Genomic DNA, 20,341 nt, shown 5'->3' on the forward strand with positions numbered 1-20,341 from the left:
CCGGAAGAAAACCTGATAGAGCTTTATACTCCACTACAAACTCAATAAATAGATAAACGAACAACCAGGAATGAATCTATTCCTGCACTTCATTATAAAAGAATTTATGAATACCAAATAAGGGAATATTTTCCATCCAATCCTGGTCTTGATACCCTAACATCGAGATGCGTAACCCTTTCAATGAGTATTGCGGGTGACTTTTAACATATTCCGATATTGATTTGGCTCTGACATTCTCTTCGGCTTTTACTTCGATAGGAATTACACGCTTATCTGTTTGGATAACAAAATCTATCTCTGCCGGAGTTGATTCACTACTCCAATAACAGGTAGAGATTCCCATTGATACCAATTGTTGGAGCACAAACTGTTCAGTAAAAGAGCCTTTGAACTCTTTAAACACATTGTCACCCACCAACATTTGGTTGGCTGGTGCATCAACCATACACCCCAACAAACCACAATCGAGAAGGAAGAGCTTGAATGCGCCCAAGTCCTCATAAAACTTCACGGGCATCTGCAATTCTTTTACCCGACATACTTTATGAATGATGCCGGCATCAATAAGCCACGTTTTCGAACTCAAGTTCACCAAAGCGTTTCATAATCCAAGTCTTTCCTACTTGACGCGCTCCTAACAAAATCAGCGGTTTCCGCCAAGGCTCATTTTTCCATTGCCTTAGTTGTTTTATGATTTTTCTTTCCATATTGCTGCTGATTTATATACCGAAACAAAGTTAGCAAGTGCGAAGATACACTTTTTCGATGATAGCTTTAACCCAATATCACTTCATCTCTGTCTCTAACTTCTTAATCTTCTCCAGAATATTTCCTGCCTCTGTAGAAGGGAACAATTGCAGTACCCGCTGCAAATAATCCTTAGCTTTGGAATAACTATTGGAATAGACCGCCGAAAGGCTGTTACGGTAGCGGGCATGTTGCATCCGCGTAGGAGAAGTTATTCTTTTATAATTAGAATCCAACGTCTTCTTTTCCTGTTCAGCCTGCAGATAGAAATAATTTCCCAAGAAAATATTAGCTTGCAAATTATTGGCATCATGCATCAATACTTTTTCATAAGTTTCGACAGCATCCTTTTCCTTTCCTCGCATCATCTCCATTTCGGCACACGACACAAGCGCAGCAATATCTTCGGAATGATATTGCAGGTATTCCCTATAAAACAAATAAGCCTTGTCATAATTCCGCTTACGTTTATAATAGGTTGCCAATTCATTTATCAAATGGGGAGCTACGGGGCTGCTCTTTTCAATGTGAGTCCAGTAAAACATCTCGGCCTGATCAGCCTCAGCATCTATTGATTGACGGAACAGGCTCACCGCATAATCGTCTTGCTCTTCAGACAATGCGGCAGATACCTTTTGCAACAGTTCTCCAGCTGATTGTGCAGAGAGCACAAAGGGGAACGCAGTCATGAACGAAAATAGTAAAGTTAAAGTTCTCATTTCCTTGTGAAATTATCCAGTTTTTGTTGTTGCAAATATACTTCTTTATAAAACGTTATGCACTTTAAAAAATGTTATTATCCGAGTTTCCTGGTCATATCCAACCAAAAGAATACTCTTACTGACTAATAGAACAAAAACACACTTCAAAATGATTTCAAAATCCATAGAAAAATTCCGCATCAAAGTCAATCTATACAGGCAGAAAGCGTATATTTGCAAAAAACTAAATATAATCTTATGACAAAGTATAAAAGAATTCTGTTAAAGCTCAGCGGTGAGAGTCTGATGGGTGAAAAACAATACGGTATTGACGAAAAGCGCCTTGCCGAATATGCTGCACAAATCAAGGAAATCCACGAACTGGGTGTTCAAATAGGCATCGTAATCGGCGGTGGTAACATTTTCCGCGGACTGAGTGGCGCCAATAAAGGATTCGACCGCGTGAAAGGCGACCAAATGGGTATGCTCGCTACAGTTATCAACAGCCTGGCATTGAGTTCCGCCTTGGTTGCAACAGGTGTAAAGGTACGCGTGCTAACAGCCGTACGCATGGAACCCATCGGAGAATTCTATAATAAATGGAAAGCCATAGAATGTTTGGAAGCGGACGAAGTTGTTATCATGTCGGCGGGTACGGGCAATCCGTTCTTCACTACCGATACCGGTTCTTCACTGCGCGGTATCGAGATTGAGGCCGACGTCATGCTGAAAGGCACACGCGTAGACGGTATCTATACGGCCGATCCCGAAAAAGACCCGACCGCCACTAAATTCCATGACATCACTTATGATGAAGTGTTGAAACGCGGATTGAAAGTAATGGACCTCACAGCGACTTGCATGTGTAAAGAAAACAACCTCCCCATTATCGTTTTCGATATGGACACTGTAGGAAATCTGAAGAAAGTAATACGAGGGGAAGAGATTGGAACATTGGTACATAATTTGGAGGTTTGACAAGATTATACTACTTTTGCTCAATTATAAATCCGAAGAATACAAATCTAAAAGCCAAAGAATATGAGAGAAGTTAAAGAGATTTTAGACGAAGCGCAAGAACAAATGGATATGGCTGTCATTTACTTGGAAGAAGCATTAGCCCACATCCGTGCCGGAAAAGCAGATATACGTTTGCTGGACGGTATACGTGTCAACTCTTACGGAAGCATGGTTCCTATTAACAATGTAGCCGCCGTAACAACTCCTGATGCTCGCAGTATCGCTATCAAACCTTGGGAAAAAACCATGTTCCGGGTTATAGAAAAAGCCATTATTGACTCCAGCCTTGGTATCATGCCTGAAAATAATGGTGAAATCATCCGCATCGGCATCCCTCCTCTGACTGAAGAACGCCGTAAACAACTCGCCAAACAATGTAAAAATGAAGGTGAAACATCCAAAGTAAGCGTACGCAACGCACGTCGTGATGGTATCGACGCCCTGAAGAAATCCGTAAAAGACGGACTATCGGAAGATGCACAAAAAGGCGGCGAAGAAAAACTCCAAAAAATCCACGACAAGTACATCAAACAGATTGATGAAATGCTTGCGAAGAAGGATAAGGAGATTATGACTGTATAATATATTAAATTGAAAGTTGAAAATTAGAAGTTATTGTTTTGCCATGGTATTATTTGTATGGTACGTTGGTATTTATATGTTGTATGGCATTTCAACCTCTTGTTTTAATTTCCGACTTTAATTTTCAACTTTCAATCTTCAATTTTCAATTCAATTGAAAGGTCTGGTAATAAAGAATACAGGAAGTTGGTATTTGGTAAAGACCAACGAAGGGAATTGTGTGGAATGCAAGATTAAGGGCAACTTCCGCCTTAAAGGTATCCGCAGTACAAATCCAGTTGCTGTAGGAGATCGTGTGCAAATTATTCTAAATCCGGAAGGAACCGCTTTTATCAGTGAAATAGAAGACCGGAAAAACTACATTATCCGCCGTGCTTCCAACTTATCGAAACAATCGCATATACTTGCCGCCAATCTTGATCAATGCATGCTCATTGTTACGGTTAATTATCCGGAAACTTCCACTATTTTTATTGATCGTTTTCTGGCATCCGCCGAAGCATACCGGGTACCTGTTAAGATAATTTTCAATAAGACAGATACCTACAACGAAGATGAACTCCACTATCTGGACGGGCTTATCAATCTCTATACCACTATCGGTTATCCCTGTTTCAAAGTTTCTGCCAAAACAGGTGAAGGCGTAGAATGTATCCGGGAAGAGTTAAAAGAACAGATAACACTTTTTTCCGGACATTCCGGAGTGGGAAAATCCACACTAATCAATTCCATTCTACCTGAAATGGATATCAAAACAGGAGAAATCTCCACCTATCACAACAAAGGGATGCATACTACCACGTTTTCTGAAATGTTCCCCGTTTCAGAAAACGGATATATTATTGACACTCCGGGTATCAAAGGATTCGGTACTTTTGATATGGAAGAGGAAGAAATAGGGCATTACTTTCCGGAAATATTCAAATTTTCCACAGACTGCCGCTATGGAAATTGTACGCATCGCCATGAACCGGGTTGTGCCGTACGGAAAGCTGTAGAAGAACATTACATCAGCGAATCACGCTACACCTCCTACCTTAACATGCTGGAAGATAAGGAAGAAGGGAAATACCGGGCAGCACATTAAAATTCAAAAGCACCTGTGGGGCGTAAATTCTGATACCTTTTTTAATGATTATCCGTATAACCTACATTATTCATAGCGTAAGCACTTCGTAATAATTACTTATACTACAAATGAGAATTTATCGAAGAATGGATACGCGGACGACACGGATTAAGCGGACGAACGCGGATTTTTTTCTTAAATAATAATTTAGCTGTACGCGGATTAACAAGAGTATCTCTATTAGCTTCGCTAAATTATCATTTATGACAAGGCACTTATGAATAATGCAGGATAAATACCACTAACCCGAATAATTCATGCTTCAGGAGTTAGAGGAGTTATCCTTCGTGAAGCATTACCTTATCGTTTTATTATCTTTTTTAACGATTCCAATATTAAACCTTTCAGCCCTCAAAAGATCCAAAACTAATGCTGACATACATATTAATACTAATACATGAATAAGAAAGTTAAATGGGGCATTGTTATTTTTATTGGTGCCGGACTAATTGGGTGGGGAGTTTATTCTCAGTTCCCCAAAGAAAACAAAGAATTGGCTGCTGCCGACAAAGTAATGAGTAGTAACCACAATACCAGGAGAATTTTAAATGTAAACGCAAAAATCATCAAGCCGCAATTGCTGAAAGATGATGTTCCGCTCACCGGCATCACACTTCCCGATGAAGAGGTTGATTTGTCGTTTGAGGCTTCCGGAAAGATTATAGAGATTAATTTCGAGGAAGGCACGCTGGTAAAGAAAGGTCAGTTGCTGGCAAAAGTAAATGACCGCCCCTTGCAAGCCCAACTTCAACGCCTTGTTTCTCAGTTGAAACTGGCAGAAGACCGTGTGTTCCGCCAAAACGCATTGCTGGAAAGGGATGCGGTCAGTAAGGAAGCCTATGAGCAGGTGAAAACAGAACTTGCCACCCTCAAAGCCGACATAGACCTGATACAAGCTAATATTGCACAGACCGAACTCCGTGCTCCTTTTGACGGGATGATCGGTTTGCGGCAGGTCAGTGTAGGGTTTTATGCCACACCTACTACAATCGTTGCAAAGCTTACAAAGATTACCCCCCTGAAAATAGAGTTTGCTGTCCCCGAACGCATTGCTTCCGATATTAAAATAGATGCAGGAGTGAGCTTTGAAGTAGAAGGCAGATTAGACAGATTACAAGCCAAGGTATATGCCCGTGAATCCAGTATAGACATAAATACCCATACGTTGACTGTACGCGCCCTCTACCCCAACACAAATGGTCGCGTAATGCCGGGACGTTATGCCTCCATCCATCTGAACAGAACCGAAATTGTCGATGCGATTGCCATACCATCCGAAGCGATAGTGCCTGAAATGGGTAAAGACAAGGTCTTTCTTTATAAATCAGGGAAAGCTGAGCCTGTAGAAATACAAACCGGCATCCGTACCGAAGCAGAAGTGCAAGTATTACGGGGAATAAATGCCGGAGATACCATTATTACCTCGGGCACATTGCAACTTCGTACCGGATTGCCTGTAACTCTGGATGTTATCAATTAAGAAATAGAACCATGAATATATCCGAACTCAGTATACGGCGTCCTGTACTCTCTACAGTACTTACTCTTATCATCCTACTTTTCGGATTGATCGGGTATAGTTACCTCGGCGTCCGCGAATATCCGTCTGTAGATAACCCCATCATTTCGGTATCTTGTTCCTATCCGGGTGCAAATGCCGATGTAATTGAGAACCAAATTACCGAACCGCTGGAACAAAATATCAATGGTATTCCGGGTATTCGTTCCCTGTCCAGTGTCAGCCAGCAAGGATCTTCACGCATCACAGTGGAGTTTGAACTATCTGTAGACCTGGAGACTGCAGCAAACGACGTGCGCGACAAAGTCTCGCGTGCTCAACGCTTCCTGCCCCGTGACTGTGACCCTCCTACCGTATCAAAAGCAGATGCTGACGCTATGCCTATTTTAATGGTAGCTTTGCAGAGTGATAAACGCTCGTTGCTGGAAATAAGCGAGATTGCCGACCTTACCGTGAAAGAGCAACTACAAACCATCGCCGATGTTAGTAGCGTCGGTATCTGGGGAGAAAAACGTTTTTCTATGCGCTTATGGCTCGACCCGGCTAAAATGGCAGGTTACGGTATTACGCCTATTGACGTAAGAAATGCTGTTGACCAGGAAAACGTAGAGTTACCCTCAGGAAGTATTGAAGGAAATACAATCGAGCTTACTATCCGTACATTGGGCTTGATGCATACGGCCGAAGAGTTCAACAACCTTATTATTCGGGAAGATAACAACCGTATTGTTCGTTTCAGAGATATCGGACGGGCAGAATTGGGACCGGCAGACATCAAGAGCTACATGAAGATGAATGGCGTGCCTATGGTTGGTATCGTTGTAGTACCCCAACCGGGAGCCAACCACATCCAGATAGCCGATGCCGTGTATGCCCGTATGGAACAAATGCAGAAAGACCTGCCTGAAGATGTGCAATACTCTTACGGTTTCGATAATACCAAGTTTATCCGCTCCTCCATCGCTGAAGTGGAAGAAACGGTATATGTGGCATTTATCCTCGTTATCATTATCATCTTCCTCTTCCTGCGCGACTGGCGCGTAACGCTGGTGCCATGTATCGTAATCCCGGTTTCTCTTATCGGCGCATTCTTTGTTATGTACCTGGCAGACTTCTCCATCAACGTACTCTCCATGTTGGCAATTGTATTGGCTGTAGGACTGGTAGTGGACGACGCTATCGTAATGACGGAAAATATTTATGTGCGTATAGAGCGTGGAATGCCACCCAAAGAGGCGGGCATCGAAGGAGCGAAAGAAATTTTCTTTGCCGTAATTTCTACCACTATCACACTGGTAGCCGTATTCTTCCCTATCGTATTTATGGATGGTATGACAGGACGCCTGTTCCGCGAATTCAGTATTGTAGTTTCCGGTTCAGTAATCATCTCATCGTTTGCCGCATTAACCTTTACGCCGATGCTTGCTACCAAGCTATTGGTAAAGCAGGAGAAGAAAAACTGGTTTTACCTGAAAACCGAACCGTTCTTTGAAGGGATGAACCACCTTTACAGCCGTTCGCTGGAAATCTTCCTCAATAAACGTTGGTTAGCCCTGCCTTTTGTATTGGCTACATTAGTCATGATCCTATTTCTCTGGAATGCTATTCCCGCCGAAATGGCTCCTTTGGAAGACCGTTCGCAAATCTCCATCAATACACGCGGCGCCGAAGGTGTGACGTATGAATTTATACGGGATTATACGGAAGAAATCAATCAACTGGTTGACTCCATTGTGCCCGACGCCGAGTCTGTTACCGCACGCGTATCAAGCGGTAGCGGTAATGTTCGCATCACGTTGAGAAACATGAAAGAGCGCGACTATACGCAAATGCAAGTCGCCGAACAACTATCCAGAGTGGTACAAAGAAAAACGGAGGCGCGTTCATTCGTTCAGCAATCGTCTTCATTCGGCGGACGTCGCGGAGGTATGCCGGTGCAATATGTGCTTCAAGCTACCAACATTGAAAAGCTACAGGAAATATTACCGGTATTTATGGCGAAAGTCTATGAGAATCCCGTATTCCAGATGGCTGATGTAAACCTGAAGTTCAGTAAACCGGAAACTCGTATTAATATTAATCGCGATAAAGCGAGCATTATGGGAGTAAGTACGCGTAACATTGCACAGACCTTGCAATATGGCTTAAGCGGTCAGCGTATGGGATACTTCTACATGAACGGAAAGCAATATGAAATATTAGGTGAAATCAACCGCCAGCAACGCAACAAGCCTTCTGACCTGAAAGGTATCTACATTCGTAGTGGAGAAGGCGAGATGGTGCAGTTGGATAACCTGATTGAACTGACCAATGGAATTGCCCCACCACAGTTATACAGATACAATCGTTTTGTTTCCGCTACCGTTTCTGCAGGACTTGCCGATGGAAAGACTATCGGACAGGGTTTGGAGGAAATGGACAAGATAGCGCAAGAAACCCTGGACGATACATTCCGTACCGCATTGGCAGGAGACTCCAAAGAATACCGGGAAAGTTCTTCCAGCCTGATGTTTGCTTTCATTCTCGCCATCGTGCTGATATACCTCATCCTGGCAGCTCAGTTCGAAAGCTTCAAAGACCCTCTAATCATCATGCTGACCGTACCTCTTGCTATTACCGGAGCTTTGGTTTTCATGTATTTCAGTAATATCACAATGAATATTTTCAGCCAAATCGGTATTATTATGCTGATTGGCCTGGTAGCAAAGAATGGTATCCTTATCGTGGAATTTGCCAATCAGAAACAAGAGGTGGGAGAAGATAAGATGGAAGCCATTAAAAGCGCATCCCTGCAACGTCTGCGTCCTATTCTCATGACAAGCGCTTCCACCATCCTGGGATTGATACCGTTGGCGTTTGCCGCCGGCGAAGGTGCCAACCAGCGTATTGCCATGGGTACGGCTGTTGTAGGCGGGATGTTGGTATCCACGCTCCTGACTATGTACATCGTACCTGCCATATACAGTTATGTATCCACTAACCGAAGTAAGATTAAGAAATCATGAAACGTACCTTTTTATTCCTCATAGCCGTCGGTTGCGCTACGCTTACCCTGCAAGCGCAACCACCGCAATCATACACATTGAAGTCTTGCCTGGAAAACGGACTTCAGAATAACTATTCATTGCGCATTACCCGCAACGAAGAACAAGTCACCAAGAACAATGCAACATTGGGAAACGCCGGTTATCTCCCTACCCTCGGCCTCTCGGCAGGCTATACAGGTTCTGTTAATAATACAGACAGCAAAATGCGCGCCACCGGAAAACACGACAAGGAGAACGGTGTCTTCGACCAGACCATGAATATAGGGCTAAATCTGAACTGGACTATTTTCGATGGTTTCAATATTACTGCTAACTACCAGCAACTGAAGGAACTGGAACGGCAAGGTGAAACAAATACCCGCATTGCCATAGAAGACCTGATCGCCGGCATTGCCGCGGAATACTACAACTACGTTCAACATAAAATCCGTTTAAAGAACTTCTTCTATGCCGTAACCTTGTCTAAAGAACGGTTACGCATTGTAGAAGAGCGTTATCATATCGGTAACTTCTCGCGTCTGGATTACCAGCAGGCAAAAGTGGACTTCAACGCCGATAGCGCCCAATGCATGAAACAACAGGAGTTGCTACATACTTCCCGCATCCAATTAAATGAATTGATGGCAAATGAAAACGTTGACCAACCGATTGTTATTCTGGACAGCTTGATTAATGTAAACAACAGTCTGAACTTTGAGGAGTTATGGAATGCCACCCTGCAAACCAATGCCAGCTTACTGAAAGCCCATCAAAACAATACACTCGCCATGTTGGACTACAAGAAAGTTTGCTCGCGCGACTATCCTTATCTGAAATTAAATGGCGGCTATGGTTATACGTTTAATAAGTATGATATTGCCTCCAACGACCAACGGAGTAATCGGGGTAATCTCGGACTGAACTTCGGACTGACCGTCGGTTTCAATCTGTTTGACGGCAACCGTCAACGCCAACGCAACAATGCACGTATTGCCATAAAAAATGCGCGTCTGGAACGTGATCAATTGGAACAAGCGTTACGCGCCGACCTGAGCAATCTGTGGCAAGCCTACCAGAACAACCTCCAGATGCTAAATCTGGAACGGCAGAATCTTGTAGCAGCCAAAGAAAATCATGAAATTGCCATGGAACGATACATGTTGGGAAACCTTTCGGGTATTGAAATGCGTGAAGCGCAAAAGAGTCTTTTGGATGCCGAAGAAAGAATCCTGTCTGCGGAGTACGACACGAAGTTATGTGAAATCTCTCTGCTTCAAATCAGTGGTAAAGTGACAAAATACTTGGAATAAAACAAATATTACCCATCCGGAGTCTATTTTTCCTCTACTTTTGTCGTTATAGAACTTTAAAAAGATAACGATCATGAGAAAGATTTATCTATATTGTCTGGCGCTAATGAGCCTGACAAGCGTGTCTGCACAAGAAACCGTAAGTTACAAAGAGAAAAAGCCATATAAAAACTGGGTGAACATGGCTCCCAAGTTGGGCGATTCATTCTTTACTACACCTGAAGCAACCCGCATCGGAGACAACGTTTTGCTTTACCAGCAGACCACCGGCGGATGGCCAAAAAACATTTATATACCTGCAGAACTGACGCCGAAAGAATGTAAAGATGTGTTTGCCTCCAAAAATGATGTAAACGAAAGTACCATAGATAACAATGCAACCAGTACGGAAATCCGTTATCTATCCCGTCTGTATCAGGCTACAAACATTGAGAAATACAAAGATGCCGCATTGGAGGGTATTCGTTATCTTCTTAAGGCGCAATACCCCAATGGCGGATGGCCGCAATTCTGGCCTCGCTCCACGGGCTACTATACGCATATTACCTATAACGACAATGCAATGGTAAATGTTATGGAACTGCTGCGTGAAGTATATGAAAAGAAAGCCCCTTATACATTCATCCCCGATAGCATCTGCGACCGTGCACGCATTGCTTTCAATAAAGGTATAGAGTGTATCCTCAAGACACAGGTTATGCAGAATGGCAAACCGACTGTTTGGTGCGCCCAGCACGACGAACATACTCTGGCTCCTGCCAAAGCGCGCGCTTATGAACTGCCTTCCCTCAGCGGCGCTGAATCGGACAATATAGTACAGTTGCTGATGTCCCTTCCCAATCCTTCGCCGGAAATCATTACGTGTATTAAAAATGCCATTGAATGGTTCAAAACTTCCAAGATAGAAGGATTGAAAAGGGAATATTTCACAAACGCCGAAGGGAAGAAAGACTATCGTATGATACCTTGTACAGACTGTGAACCGCTTTGGGCACGCTTCTATACACTGGAAGACAACCGTCCTTTCTTCAGTGACCGGGATGGAGTGAAGAAATTCTCCCTCTCTGAAATAGGTCACGAACGCCGTACCGGTTACAGTTGGTACAACAATGCCGGCCTAAGCCTCTTGAAGAAATATGAGAAATGGAAGAAACGCTATTAACTCATTATCCCATTACCCATTTCGTTTTCTTCCCGAAGCAACGATAAGCCATTGCTACCAAAAACCAGGAAACAGCAAACGCTAACACTGCGGCGGCGGGTATCTGCAAGTACAATGGAACACCTGCTGCCCGCATCAATACCACTGACGGACCGGTGAAGAAATAGTGTATCATATAGATTCCAAAGCCACAAAGCGTCAGGTTAGACAACGCCTTTTGTATGCGTTCCGAACGGACATTCGCTTTTTTAGCCCACATAAATACAGGAATAGTCATCATAACTACATTCAGCGAACAATAAGTAAAGAACAATTCCAGCATTTCTTCGCTATATTCAGGCAATGCCGTAATGTAGCGGAAACCGAAGAATGTCACTGCATATCCTATAATAAACATAGGCACACCTATCAGAACCAATTGCTTTCCCGTCCAGTCGTGGTTACGCAGATAATGTCCCAAAAGCAGGTAACCGTTAAATCCCGCGAAGTAATAAAGCGTACCGAATGCATTCCACGAGCATGTTCCCCACAAATATTGCGCAACAAACTCATTATAATAAGGTAGAAGCAACGTCACGCCCCAAGCCGCCAGGAACCAGAGTTTAGCACGTTCCGAAGCTTTCTCCACCCAAGCCGAGAATATCGGCAGGTACAGATAGAGGCCTATCAACAAATAGATGTACCACATGTGAACCGCAAGGATAGAAAAGTTAAAAGGAAACTGCGCAATATAGTCCATACTCACCGCAAAGGACTGACGCATCACTTCTTCTCCCGAATAAGGAAAGAAATCGAGGATGACACGCGGCTCCACACCCAGTAGTCCGGTAATCCACGGAAAAAGATTATAAAGTACCGACCAGATAAGAAACGGAAAGAATACACGTGGAATGCGTTTCTTATAGAACACAGAAGCGTCTCCCTGCACCGGAAGCAGCAAAGCGCCTGTTATCATTACAAAAAGAGGTACGCACGGACGCAGAATCGAACCGTAGGCAGCACCCCAGAATTTTATATCTTCAATATTAAGGGCAGTACCCGGATAAAAGTTAAAAGGGTCTGCGCAATGACAACAAACAACGGTGAACATAGCTATCAGTCGAACGACGTCTAACCATACAATGCGGGTATCCGCCTTCGGCAAAGTGTTGGGGGTAGTTAATTTCATACGATTAATTAAGATTAAAAAAATAAGTTTCGCAAGTTACTGGTATCACTGATTATCAGTAGTATCTCTATTCTCCTCCCAGGAGGAGGAGAATAGAGATACTACTGATAAATAGCGATACCTAAGTTAATAAATTGTGTTTTCAAATGAATTTTGTTCAAAATAGAACGTAAGTACCTCGCCGGAGCTGCTTACTTAGCGCAATTCCACGGCTTCAGTTGCTTGAAGAAGTCATTGCCCTTGTCATCCACCAGAATGAATGCCGGGAAATCTTCCACCTCAATCTTCCAGATAGCCTCCATACCGAGTTCGGGATATTCCACACACTCAATACTCTTGATATTATTCTGTGCCAGGATAGCAGCAGGGCCGCCGATAGAACCGAGGTAGAAGCCACCGTACTTCTTGCACGCATCCGTCACCTGCTGGCTACGGTTACCTTTAGCAAGCATAATCATACTTCCACCGTGACTTTGGAACAGGTCAACGTACGAGTCCATACGTCCCGCAGTAGTCGGACCCATAGAACCGCAAGCCATTCCTTTGGGAGTCTTGGCAGGGCCGGCATAATAAATAGGATGATCTTTAATATACTGCGGCAGGTCTTCACCACGATCCAAACGTTCTTTCAGTTTAGCATGCGCAATATCGCGTCCTACGATAATCGTACCATTCAACGACAGGCGGGTAGCTACCGGATATTTAGTCAACTCCTTGAGGATATCCGCCATCGGACGGTTCAAGTCAATCTTCACAACAGCGCCTTCGCCTGCATGACGCATTTCTTCCGGAATAAGTTCGCTTGGATTGCTGTCTAATTTCTCAATCCAGATACCGTCTTCATTGATTTTACACTTAATGTTACGGTCAGCGGAACAGGATACACCCAAACCTACCGGACAAGAAGCGCCGTGGCGAGGCAAACGAATAATACGTATATCGTGCGCCAGATACTTGCCGCCGAATTGCGCACCCAAGCCAATCTTCTGAGCCTCTTCCAACACCTTCTTTTCAAGTTCAACGTCACGGAAAGCACGTCCGTATTCATTACCTGTAGTGGGCAACTCATCGTAATAGTGAGTGGAAGCCAGCTTCACGGTCAGCAGGTTCTTCTCGGCAGAAGTACCGCCGATAACGAAAGCAATGTGATAGGGAGGACAAGCAGCCGTACCCAATGTTTTCATTTTCTCAACGAGAAAGGGAACCAATGTGTCAGGATTCAAAATCGCCTTTGTTTCCTGGTACAGATAAGTCTTATTGGCCGAACCGCCGCCTTTGGTAACGCAGAGGAAACGATATTCCATACCTTCGGTAGCTTCAATATCAATCTGTGCGGGCAAGTTACATTTCGTATTCACTTCGTCGTACATATTCAACGGAGCATTCTGAGAGTAACGCAGGTTTTCTTCCGTGTAAGTTTTGTACACGCCCAATGACAGGGCTTCTTCGTCAGAGTAACCCGTCCATACCTGTTGTCCTTTTTCTCCGTGAACAATAGCCGTACCGGTATCTTGACAGAAAGGTAGTACACCCTTGGATGACACTTCAGCATTCCGAAGGAAAGTCAGCGCCACATATTTATCATTATCACTTGCTTCGGGGTCGCTTAGAATCTTGGCTACTTGCTCATTGTGCGAACGGCGCAGCAGAAACGACACATCACGGAAAGCCGCATTAGCCATTGCCGTAAGACCTTCTTTCTCAATTTTCAGAATAGGGTTTCCTTCAAACTCGCTTACGGACACATAGTCTTTTGTAAGCAGATAATACTCAGTTTTATCTTCCCCATGCTCAAACATAGGTTGATACTTGAACGGAGGTGTTGCTGCCATAATTACTCGTAATTTAAAATTAATGAATGTTGTGCTAAAGCAGTGCAAACTGAGAGCAGAAGCGAGTTTATTTGCCTTATGCCAAAGTACCACTTACTTTCGCAAAGCAAAGGTAAGAACTATTATTGAACTATTTCTTTAATTAGCGTAAAAATGAAAACCGGACACTATCCTATCTTCCGCATACGCCCTATCAACTCATCACCCAGCGCCGTCTTATCCTCAATGTGCTTCAACACAGCAGTAACAAACGGATTGCTTTCAAAGTCACCGCGTACTTGTTCGAAGTCCATTTCCTTTTCCGCACGCGACCCGTCGACACCGAACCCCGTCATGGAAGCAAGTGAAAATTCTTTCTTGGCATCCTCATAAATCAGGCGATCGAGTCCTACAACCGCTTCTTTCCATTTCTCAACTATATGGATAATATCATCCGCGGTTATCTTCTCGGGGCGGATACCATAGAATTCTTCCAGTTTCTCATAAGCCCAGGTCCATTCATAAGTATAATAATTCAGATGCATCTTCTCAAACTCGGCATTGATGCACTTCAACCGGTTCACTTTTCCGGATTCTATATCATTAATTAACGTATCTATTTCGCTCTTAGGAGCAATCAGACCGGAAATATCCACCCACTCGCCACTGCCCACAGAAGTATCGGGCTTCAAACGGGCACGTATTTCTTCATTGCTCTTGAAGTCCATACCCTCCAAACGCTTGATAACGGAGTTACCCAGGAATTTATGAATAGCAATCTCGTAGAACTTAATACCCTTTACCAACGCAGAGTTACGAATTTTTGCGCTATGAAAAGAATAAATGTCGGAAAGCTCACCCGACGCCTGACGTAAATTCTTCAAAGTCTCCCTTCCTTTGAACATCTTCTGTACCGTATAGGGACTAAGCAGGTTGTAATTAATAAAATCGAGCTTGTTTGTATCCGTACGACCGTCACGTTTCGGCCACTTCTGCGCATCACGTATGGTTCCCACACTGCGGAGATTTACGCCCGGCACAAGGTAAGTGGTATTGTTCTGTTCTATCAGATAAGAAAACGGCAGATTGGATGTATCGGAATGATTAACATGACGCCCCATTACTAATGAGAAAGCTCCTACGCGTGCGGGCCACAGAATATAAGAATCGGAAGTGGTCTTAGCGCCGCGCTCCATGGTTCCCTGATGAATAGGACCTAACTTATACATGTGGTTACTCTGGTTAGAACCCGAACCGGCATTCATGAATGAGAACATACCGGCAATCAACAAAGTAGACTTATGGTGCGTCACCGTAAACGGGCCGGCAAAAATGGCGCATGCTTCACCGTTCTCTCCCTGGCAATTGCTGAAGAAAAGCGAATCGGATGCCGAATAATTATGTCCCAGTTTACACGCCTGACCTATGAAGCAACGGCTCAACATTGCACCGTCGTTCACGTGCGAGCCGGAAGAAATGATAAAGTCATCACAGATAACCCCGTGCCCGATATATACAGGAGCCACTTTGTTACTGTTAACACTTCCATTTGACAAACGGCTGGCTCCGCAAATATGGCAGTAATCTCCGATACGCACATTCGTAATGGAACCCGTGTTAAGTATCATTACGTGGTTACCGATACTACCAACAGTAGCAGCATGTTTATTGGAATAAAAGTCTGCAATAGCCTTCATCCGGCAAATCAGTTCGGGACGGTGACGGTAAAGAGCCAGGATATAAGCCTGATGCGCAGAGAGTTTATCATTGATGAGAACTTCACGTCCACCGGTTTCATTCAGCACGGATACTTCTACTCCGTTACCGAATTTACTCAAACCATCCACCAGAATGATATCCACATTCTCTATGAAAGTATCATGTCCGATTTCATAATTGGCTATGTAATTCTGGATATTTTCAATGCAACAGTTGTCTCCCACCGTGACATTGTGGAGAGTTACATGGCGTAAACCGGAGTGTTTCCTGATTCCGCCGGGTAATGTAAATTCAGATTGGAATACTCCCAAACGCACATCTCCCGAAAAACGAGTGTGATGTACAAACTCGGTAGTGAATTTTTCCGCTACCACTACTTTTCCCCAATCATCCGCCAGACACGACTGGCTTTTCAACCGAAGTAGCTCGTCCTCGGTCAGATGTCTGTAATTCATATTCTTTATCGGTTTATTAATTAACAAGGTTTTCGAGTTGAATACCTCGTCAATTCAGTTACTCCTCTTCTTCGTAGGTCTGATAAAGAAAATCATTATAAGGATACTTCTGTACGTGCAACTCTTTCACACGCTGGTAAACCACACTCTTCAGTTCCTCCAAATTAATCTTTTCGCGGGCGGATATAAAGAGGCAATTATCCTCCATTTTCGCCATCCACGTCTTCATCAGTTCTTCGAGTGTTAAGTTTTCTTTTGTTTTGGGGGTAAGGTCGTCAGCCGCTTTTACAATATAGGTATAAGCGTCTATTTTATTAAAGATAAGTACTGTCGGCTTACCGGCTGCGCCGATATCCGCCAAAGTTCTGTTGACTACTTCTATTTGTTCTTCAAAATCAGGATGTGAGATGTCCACAATATGAAGCAATAAATCCGCCTCGCGCACCTCATCCAAAGTAGATTTAAAAGAGTCTACCAAATCCGTCGGCAATTTACGGATAAAACCAACCGTATCCGAGAGCAAGAAAGGCAGGTTGTCGATAATTACCTTGCGCACCGTGGTGTCCAGCGTTGCAAACAATTTGTTCTCTGCAAAGACTTCACTCTTGGCAAGCAAGTTCATCAAGGTGGATTTGCCGACATTGGTGTAACCTACCAGTGCCACCCGGATCATACGTCCGCGGTTCTTCCGCTGGGTGGATTTCTGTTTATCAATCTCCGCCAAACGTTCCTTTAAAAGCGACATACGGTTTAAAATGATGCGGCGGTCCATTTCCAACTGCGTTTCGCCCGGGCCGCGAAGTCCCACAGAGCCTTTACCTCCACCGGCGCCCGAGCCACCACCTTGGCGTTCCAAGTGTGTCCACAGGCGTTGCAGGCGAGGAAGCATATACTTATACTGTGCCAGTTCCACCTGCGTTTTCGCATTGGCAGTCTGTGCCCGCATGGCAAAGATATCAAGTATCAGAGACGTACGGTCTAATATCTTAATTTTCAGTTCGGCTTCTATATTACGGATTTGCTTGGCTGAAAGCTCATCGTCGAAAATCACCATTCCGACTTCACGCTCTTCCTCTTCTTCATTGCGGATATACGCCTTTATTTCTTCGAGTTTACCTTTACCGACATAAGTCACTGAATGGGCTTGTTCCATCTTCTGGGTGAACCGTTTCACGACTCTTGCCCCGGCTGTCTCAGCGAGGAATTCCAGTTCATCGAGGTACTCATTCGTCCTGCGTTCATCCTGGGTTTTTGTAATAAGAGCAACTAATACCGCCGTTTCCGCCTGTACTTCGGAGATTACAAATTCTTTCATTTATTATCTTTTAAATCAACTTCCGGCGACAAATATAATTATTTTTGCAGAAATCCTTCTGCTATCTTTCTATTTATTTCTACAACAATGTCTTTATAATCTGCACGACGCCCACATGCATGGATTTCCAATAAAGGATATTTTTCAAGGATATGCGACATTAAATCGTCTATGGAAGGTACTGCAAGAAGCTGGCTATATTCTTCATAAGTATAAGTCAGGAAGGCCACATTAGGCCCTATTCCCTTATTGTCCAACAGATAGCCATTGTCCAGAGGGGTAGGCAGGCGCAGTCCTTCTCCCATCTTTAAATCACCGGGTGCGGGATAAGACAAGATACGGGTACGCGCTTCATCCATAATAACCGGAACCTGATGCAAATAGTCCGCCTTTGTCTTATACACATATACCACCGGCGAAGTAGATGCCGGCTTACCACCTGTAATAGACGGAAGCTTTGCCACGAAGTTCATCTCCACATTCAGTTTGTCAGATGTCATTGTAGTTTCTTTTTTAGCAGAACGGCAACCTGATAGTAATACAAGTAGTGCCATTATTCCAATATTTATTTTTCTGTTCATTTTAAGAATTTATGTTGTTGAGTTCCCTTGTCTGTAACGGCCTGCAAGATGTAGACTCCGGCAGGATATTCCCGGCAAGAGAAAGTTATATTCGTATTTTCTTCTGTCGGTATCTGTTTCAGCAAACGACCGTTCGCATCATATACATTCAAGCTACATGTATTCTCAGGCAAGCTAACGGTTACGATTCCCCGTTGCCTGTCACAGAAAGCAATAAACTTTCCATCCTCCTCCACTTCTGTAATTGACGTAGGTTTATCTTTCACTATGATTTCATTCGTAGTACCCGAACCGCCTCGAACAAGTTTCCAATCAGCATCATTCATTCCTTTATAAACCGCCATAATACGGTCGCCCGGCTGTGGAGTCGATGAAATCCTGCAAGTAAAGTTAGATACCGTAACAGCATATACTTCCAAGTTTATACTTTTTTCTTCAGAAATAACTTCCCTCACATTCAGGTTCTCACCTACTAAAGCTAACGCCACAACTCCATTATACGCTGTCAGCCCGCAGTTCCTGATTAGCCCTACTCCTATACGAAAAGTTGTGTTTACTTTAAACTCGATCTCCGCAGTCTTTAATCCCACATAAGGACCATCGCCAAACATTCCCAGTAGTGACTGGTAATCCGAATTATTTTCCATCTTCTTCATGCCAAACACAGCATCCTGGTTTGCAACAAAACCACTGTCCGAACTACCTCCCACTCCCTGTTCATCCGGATTTAAAGCCGAAATCAGGAAAAAGCCATTGCTAACGCCACTCCATCCCCAATTGACACTAAAATAATCATCGGTAGTATAACCATCCAGAATGAACTGATGTCCTTCATTTTTAAGAGTCGCACCACCATATAGCACCGGGCCGACTGTTCTTATTTCATCTTTCAACATCCGTATCCACTCTTCTTCCGAATACCAATCGCGAAAAAGACACACCATTCCTTTATTATACCCCATGTATTCAGCCAGACCTTGAAGCGCTGCGAGTGTTGAGGCGCTGGTTCCGCCGGCCGAAGCTATGTTAAACTCCGACTGAGCCATAACCCCGCAATCGTACATCAAACTTGCAACTTCCGCCTTGGCTGCTTCTGATGATTTTCCATCATATTCAAGCGGCATATTATTCCAGTTGTAGACATTTCCCAAAGTTCTTTCCGGAATAGCCTGTGATATTTCAGTCCCTCTAATGTTTGCCACATAATTGTAGGCAGGAAGAGTTCCCTTACCAGTTTCCGGCCATTCGTGATACCTCATAAGTATTGCCACAGCCGTCGCAACGCATCCGGTAACAGTGCGTACACTCCTGATTTCAGGACAAAGAGTATTATAAGGGGATAGTTGATTCCATTCAGCTGTTTCATATTGCTGTTCCACCATTGTTTCGTCAACAGTTTCCGATATGCTTCTCCAAGCATCGGATACGGCATCAGAAGCAATCAGGCCAACCCTCCTGGCTTCATTAATTTGTTCCTTTAATCCATTCATCCATCCTTTCAGATTGGACGGCATTCCATCAACAGCAAAATGGTTCGTAAAAGAATAGCCTAATACAGGCATCACCGCATCATCTCCGGCAATGATTACAAATCCCCCACCCTCAATGTTATTAAAGACATAGAAAGCCGGAGTATTCCCGATACTGCGGGTCTGTGCATCTTCACCGTTCCACACCAACTGCAAATACGCTGACGTAATACCACGAGTCTGAATACCTTTTTTAAAGAAATTTGTAGCCACAGCATGTGCCTGCTCTGCTGATATATTATCTGCAAGAAGCGCATTTGATAGAAGAACAAATAAAAAGAGTAGTGTATATCTCATGATAGTTAGGGATTGGCGCTATTCGTTCAAAAGACAAAACTACAAAAATATATCGTTTATCGAATGATTTTGATTTTTTTTATAAAAAAAACAAGGCAAATACATTCATTCATCCCGTGGGACGAATTCTTTTGTCTCACGGGACGGTTTCATTCGTCTCACGAGACGGATTTTTTTGTCTCGTGAGACGGATTCATTCATCCCATGAGATGAAATTTCTCGTCCCACGAGACTATTTCTCCCTCCCAGGGTTTCGAGCGATTCTAC

Annotated in this window: 15 protein-coding genes and 1 pseudogene; 7 read left to right on the top strand and 9 right to left on the bottom strand. The window is 43.7% G+C overall.

What is annotated here, in order from left to right; translation table 11 throughout:
• Window positions 1-76: 76 nt before the first annotated feature.
• The 3 genes and pseudogenes from B2Z67_RS12230 to B2Z67_RS12240 all read right to left on the bottom strand — a co-directional run.
• Window positions 77-574 (bottom strand): annotated as a pseudogene (locus B2Z67_RS12230) (DUF4143 domain-containing protein); the annotation flags it as partial.
• On the bottom strand, window positions 564-710 hold the full coding sequence (locus B2Z67_RS12235) for an AAA family ATPase (RefSeq protein WP_291530116.1): 147 nt from the start codon (window positions 708-710) through the stop codon (window positions 564-566). The gene B2Z67_RS12235 and the pseudogene B2Z67_RS12230, both read right to left, overlap by 11 nt.
• Window positions 711-788: 78 nt before the next feature.
• Complete coding sequence (locus B2Z67_RS12240; RefSeq protein ID WP_291530117.1) at window positions 789-1,469, bottom strand: tetratricopeptide repeat protein; 681 nt, start codon at window positions 1,467-1,469, stop codon at window positions 789-791.
• A gap of 240 nt (window positions 1,470-1,709) precedes the next feature.
• Between B2Z67_RS12240 and pyrH the strand changes: the two genes are divergently transcribed.
• From pyrH to pelA, 7 genes are all read left to right on the top strand, one after another.
• Window positions 1,710-2,429, top strand: coding sequence for a UMP kinase (pyrH, locus tag B2Z67_RS12245; RefSeq protein WP_291530118.1), 720 nt, complete (start codon window positions 1,710-1,712; stop codon window positions 2,427-2,429).
• Between the two features lie 63 nt (window positions 2,430-2,492).
• Window positions 2,493-3,053 (top strand): ribosome recycling factor, encoded by a 561-nt coding sequence (gene frr, locus B2Z67_RS12250; protein ID WP_291530119.1) that lies wholly within the window; start codon window positions 2,493-2,495, stop codon window positions 3,051-3,053.
• Between the two features lie 154 nt (window positions 3,054-3,207).
• Complete coding sequence (gene rsgA, locus B2Z67_RS12255; protein ID WP_291530120.1) at window positions 3,208-4,140, top strand: ribosome small subunit-dependent GTPase A; 933 nt, start codon at window positions 3,208-3,210, stop codon at window positions 4,138-4,140.
• Between the two features lie 439 nt (window positions 4,141-4,579).
• Window positions 4,580-5,662, top strand: a complete 1,083-nt coding sequence (locus B2Z67_RS12260; protein WP_291530121.1) for an efflux RND transporter periplasmic adaptor subunit — start codon at window positions 4,580-4,582, stop codon at window positions 5,660-5,662.
• 11 nt (window positions 5,663-5,673) lie between these two features.
• Window positions 5,674-8,706, top strand: coding sequence for an efflux RND transporter permease subunit (locus tag B2Z67_RS12265; protein WP_291530122.1), 3,033 nt, complete (start codon window positions 5,674-5,676; stop codon window positions 8,704-8,706).
• Complete coding sequence (locus B2Z67_RS12270) at window positions 8,703-10,037, top strand: TolC family protein (RefSeq protein ID WP_291530123.1); 1,335 nt, start codon at window positions 8,703-8,705, stop codon at window positions 10,035-10,037. Before B2Z67_RS12265 ends, B2Z67_RS12270 begins: the two co-directional genes overlap by 4 nt.
• Before the next feature lie 73 nt (window positions 10,038-10,110).
• Window positions 10,111-11,199, top strand: a complete 1,089-nt coding sequence (pelA, locus tag B2Z67_RS12275) for a pectate lyase (protein ID WP_291530124.1) — start codon at window positions 10,111-10,113, stop codon at window positions 11,197-11,199.
• A 4-nt stretch (window positions 11,200-11,203) separates the two neighbouring features.
• Here the strand turns inward: pelA and B2Z67_RS12280 are convergent, their stop codons facing one another.
• From B2Z67_RS12280 to B2Z67_RS12305, 6 genes are all read right to left on the bottom strand, one after another.
• Window positions 11,204-12,367, bottom strand: a complete 1,164-nt coding sequence (locus B2Z67_RS12280) for an acyltransferase (protein WP_291530125.1) — start codon at window positions 12,365-12,367, stop codon at window positions 11,204-11,206.
• Window positions 12,368-12,558: 191 nt separating this feature from the next.
• Window positions 12,559-14,199: a fumarate hydratase gene (locus B2Z67_RS12285; RefSeq protein ID WP_291530126.1), complete on the bottom strand. Its 1,641-nt coding sequence runs from the start codon at window positions 14,197-14,199 to the stop codon at window positions 12,559-12,561.
• Between the two features lie 167 nt (window positions 14,200-14,366).
• Window positions 14,367-16,352 (bottom strand): DUF4954 family protein, encoded by a 1,986-nt coding sequence (locus B2Z67_RS12290; protein WP_291530127.1) that lies wholly within the window; start codon window positions 16,350-16,352, stop codon window positions 14,367-14,369.
• A gap of 58 nt (window positions 16,353-16,410) precedes the next feature.
• Window positions 16,411-17,667, bottom strand: a complete 1,257-nt coding sequence (hflX, locus tag B2Z67_RS12295; protein WP_291530128.1) for a GTPase HflX — start codon at window positions 17,665-17,667, stop codon at window positions 16,411-16,413.
• Between the two features lie 38 nt (window positions 17,668-17,705).
• The gene (locus B2Z67_RS12300; RefSeq protein ID WP_291530129.1) at window positions 17,706-18,221 is read right to left on the bottom strand and encodes a hypothetical protein; all 516 of its coding nucleotides are present in this window, start codon (window positions 18,219-18,221) and stop codon (window positions 17,706-17,708) included.
• A gap of 23 nt (window positions 18,222-18,244) precedes the next feature.
• Window positions 18,245-20,074 carry a thiol protease/hemagglutinin PrtT gene (locus tag B2Z67_RS12305; protein ID WP_291530130.1) on the bottom strand — a complete coding sequence of 610 codons (1,830 nt, stop codon included), beginning with the start codon at window positions 20,072-20,074 and terminating at the stop codon, window positions 18,245-18,247.
• Between the last annotated feature and the right edge of the window lie 267 nt (window positions 20,075-20,341).

The sequence above is a fragment of the Bacteroides sp. UBA939 genome (assembly GCF_002293435.1).
GTDB lineage: Bacteria > Bacteroidota > Bacteroidia > Bacteroidales > Bacteroidaceae > Bacteroides.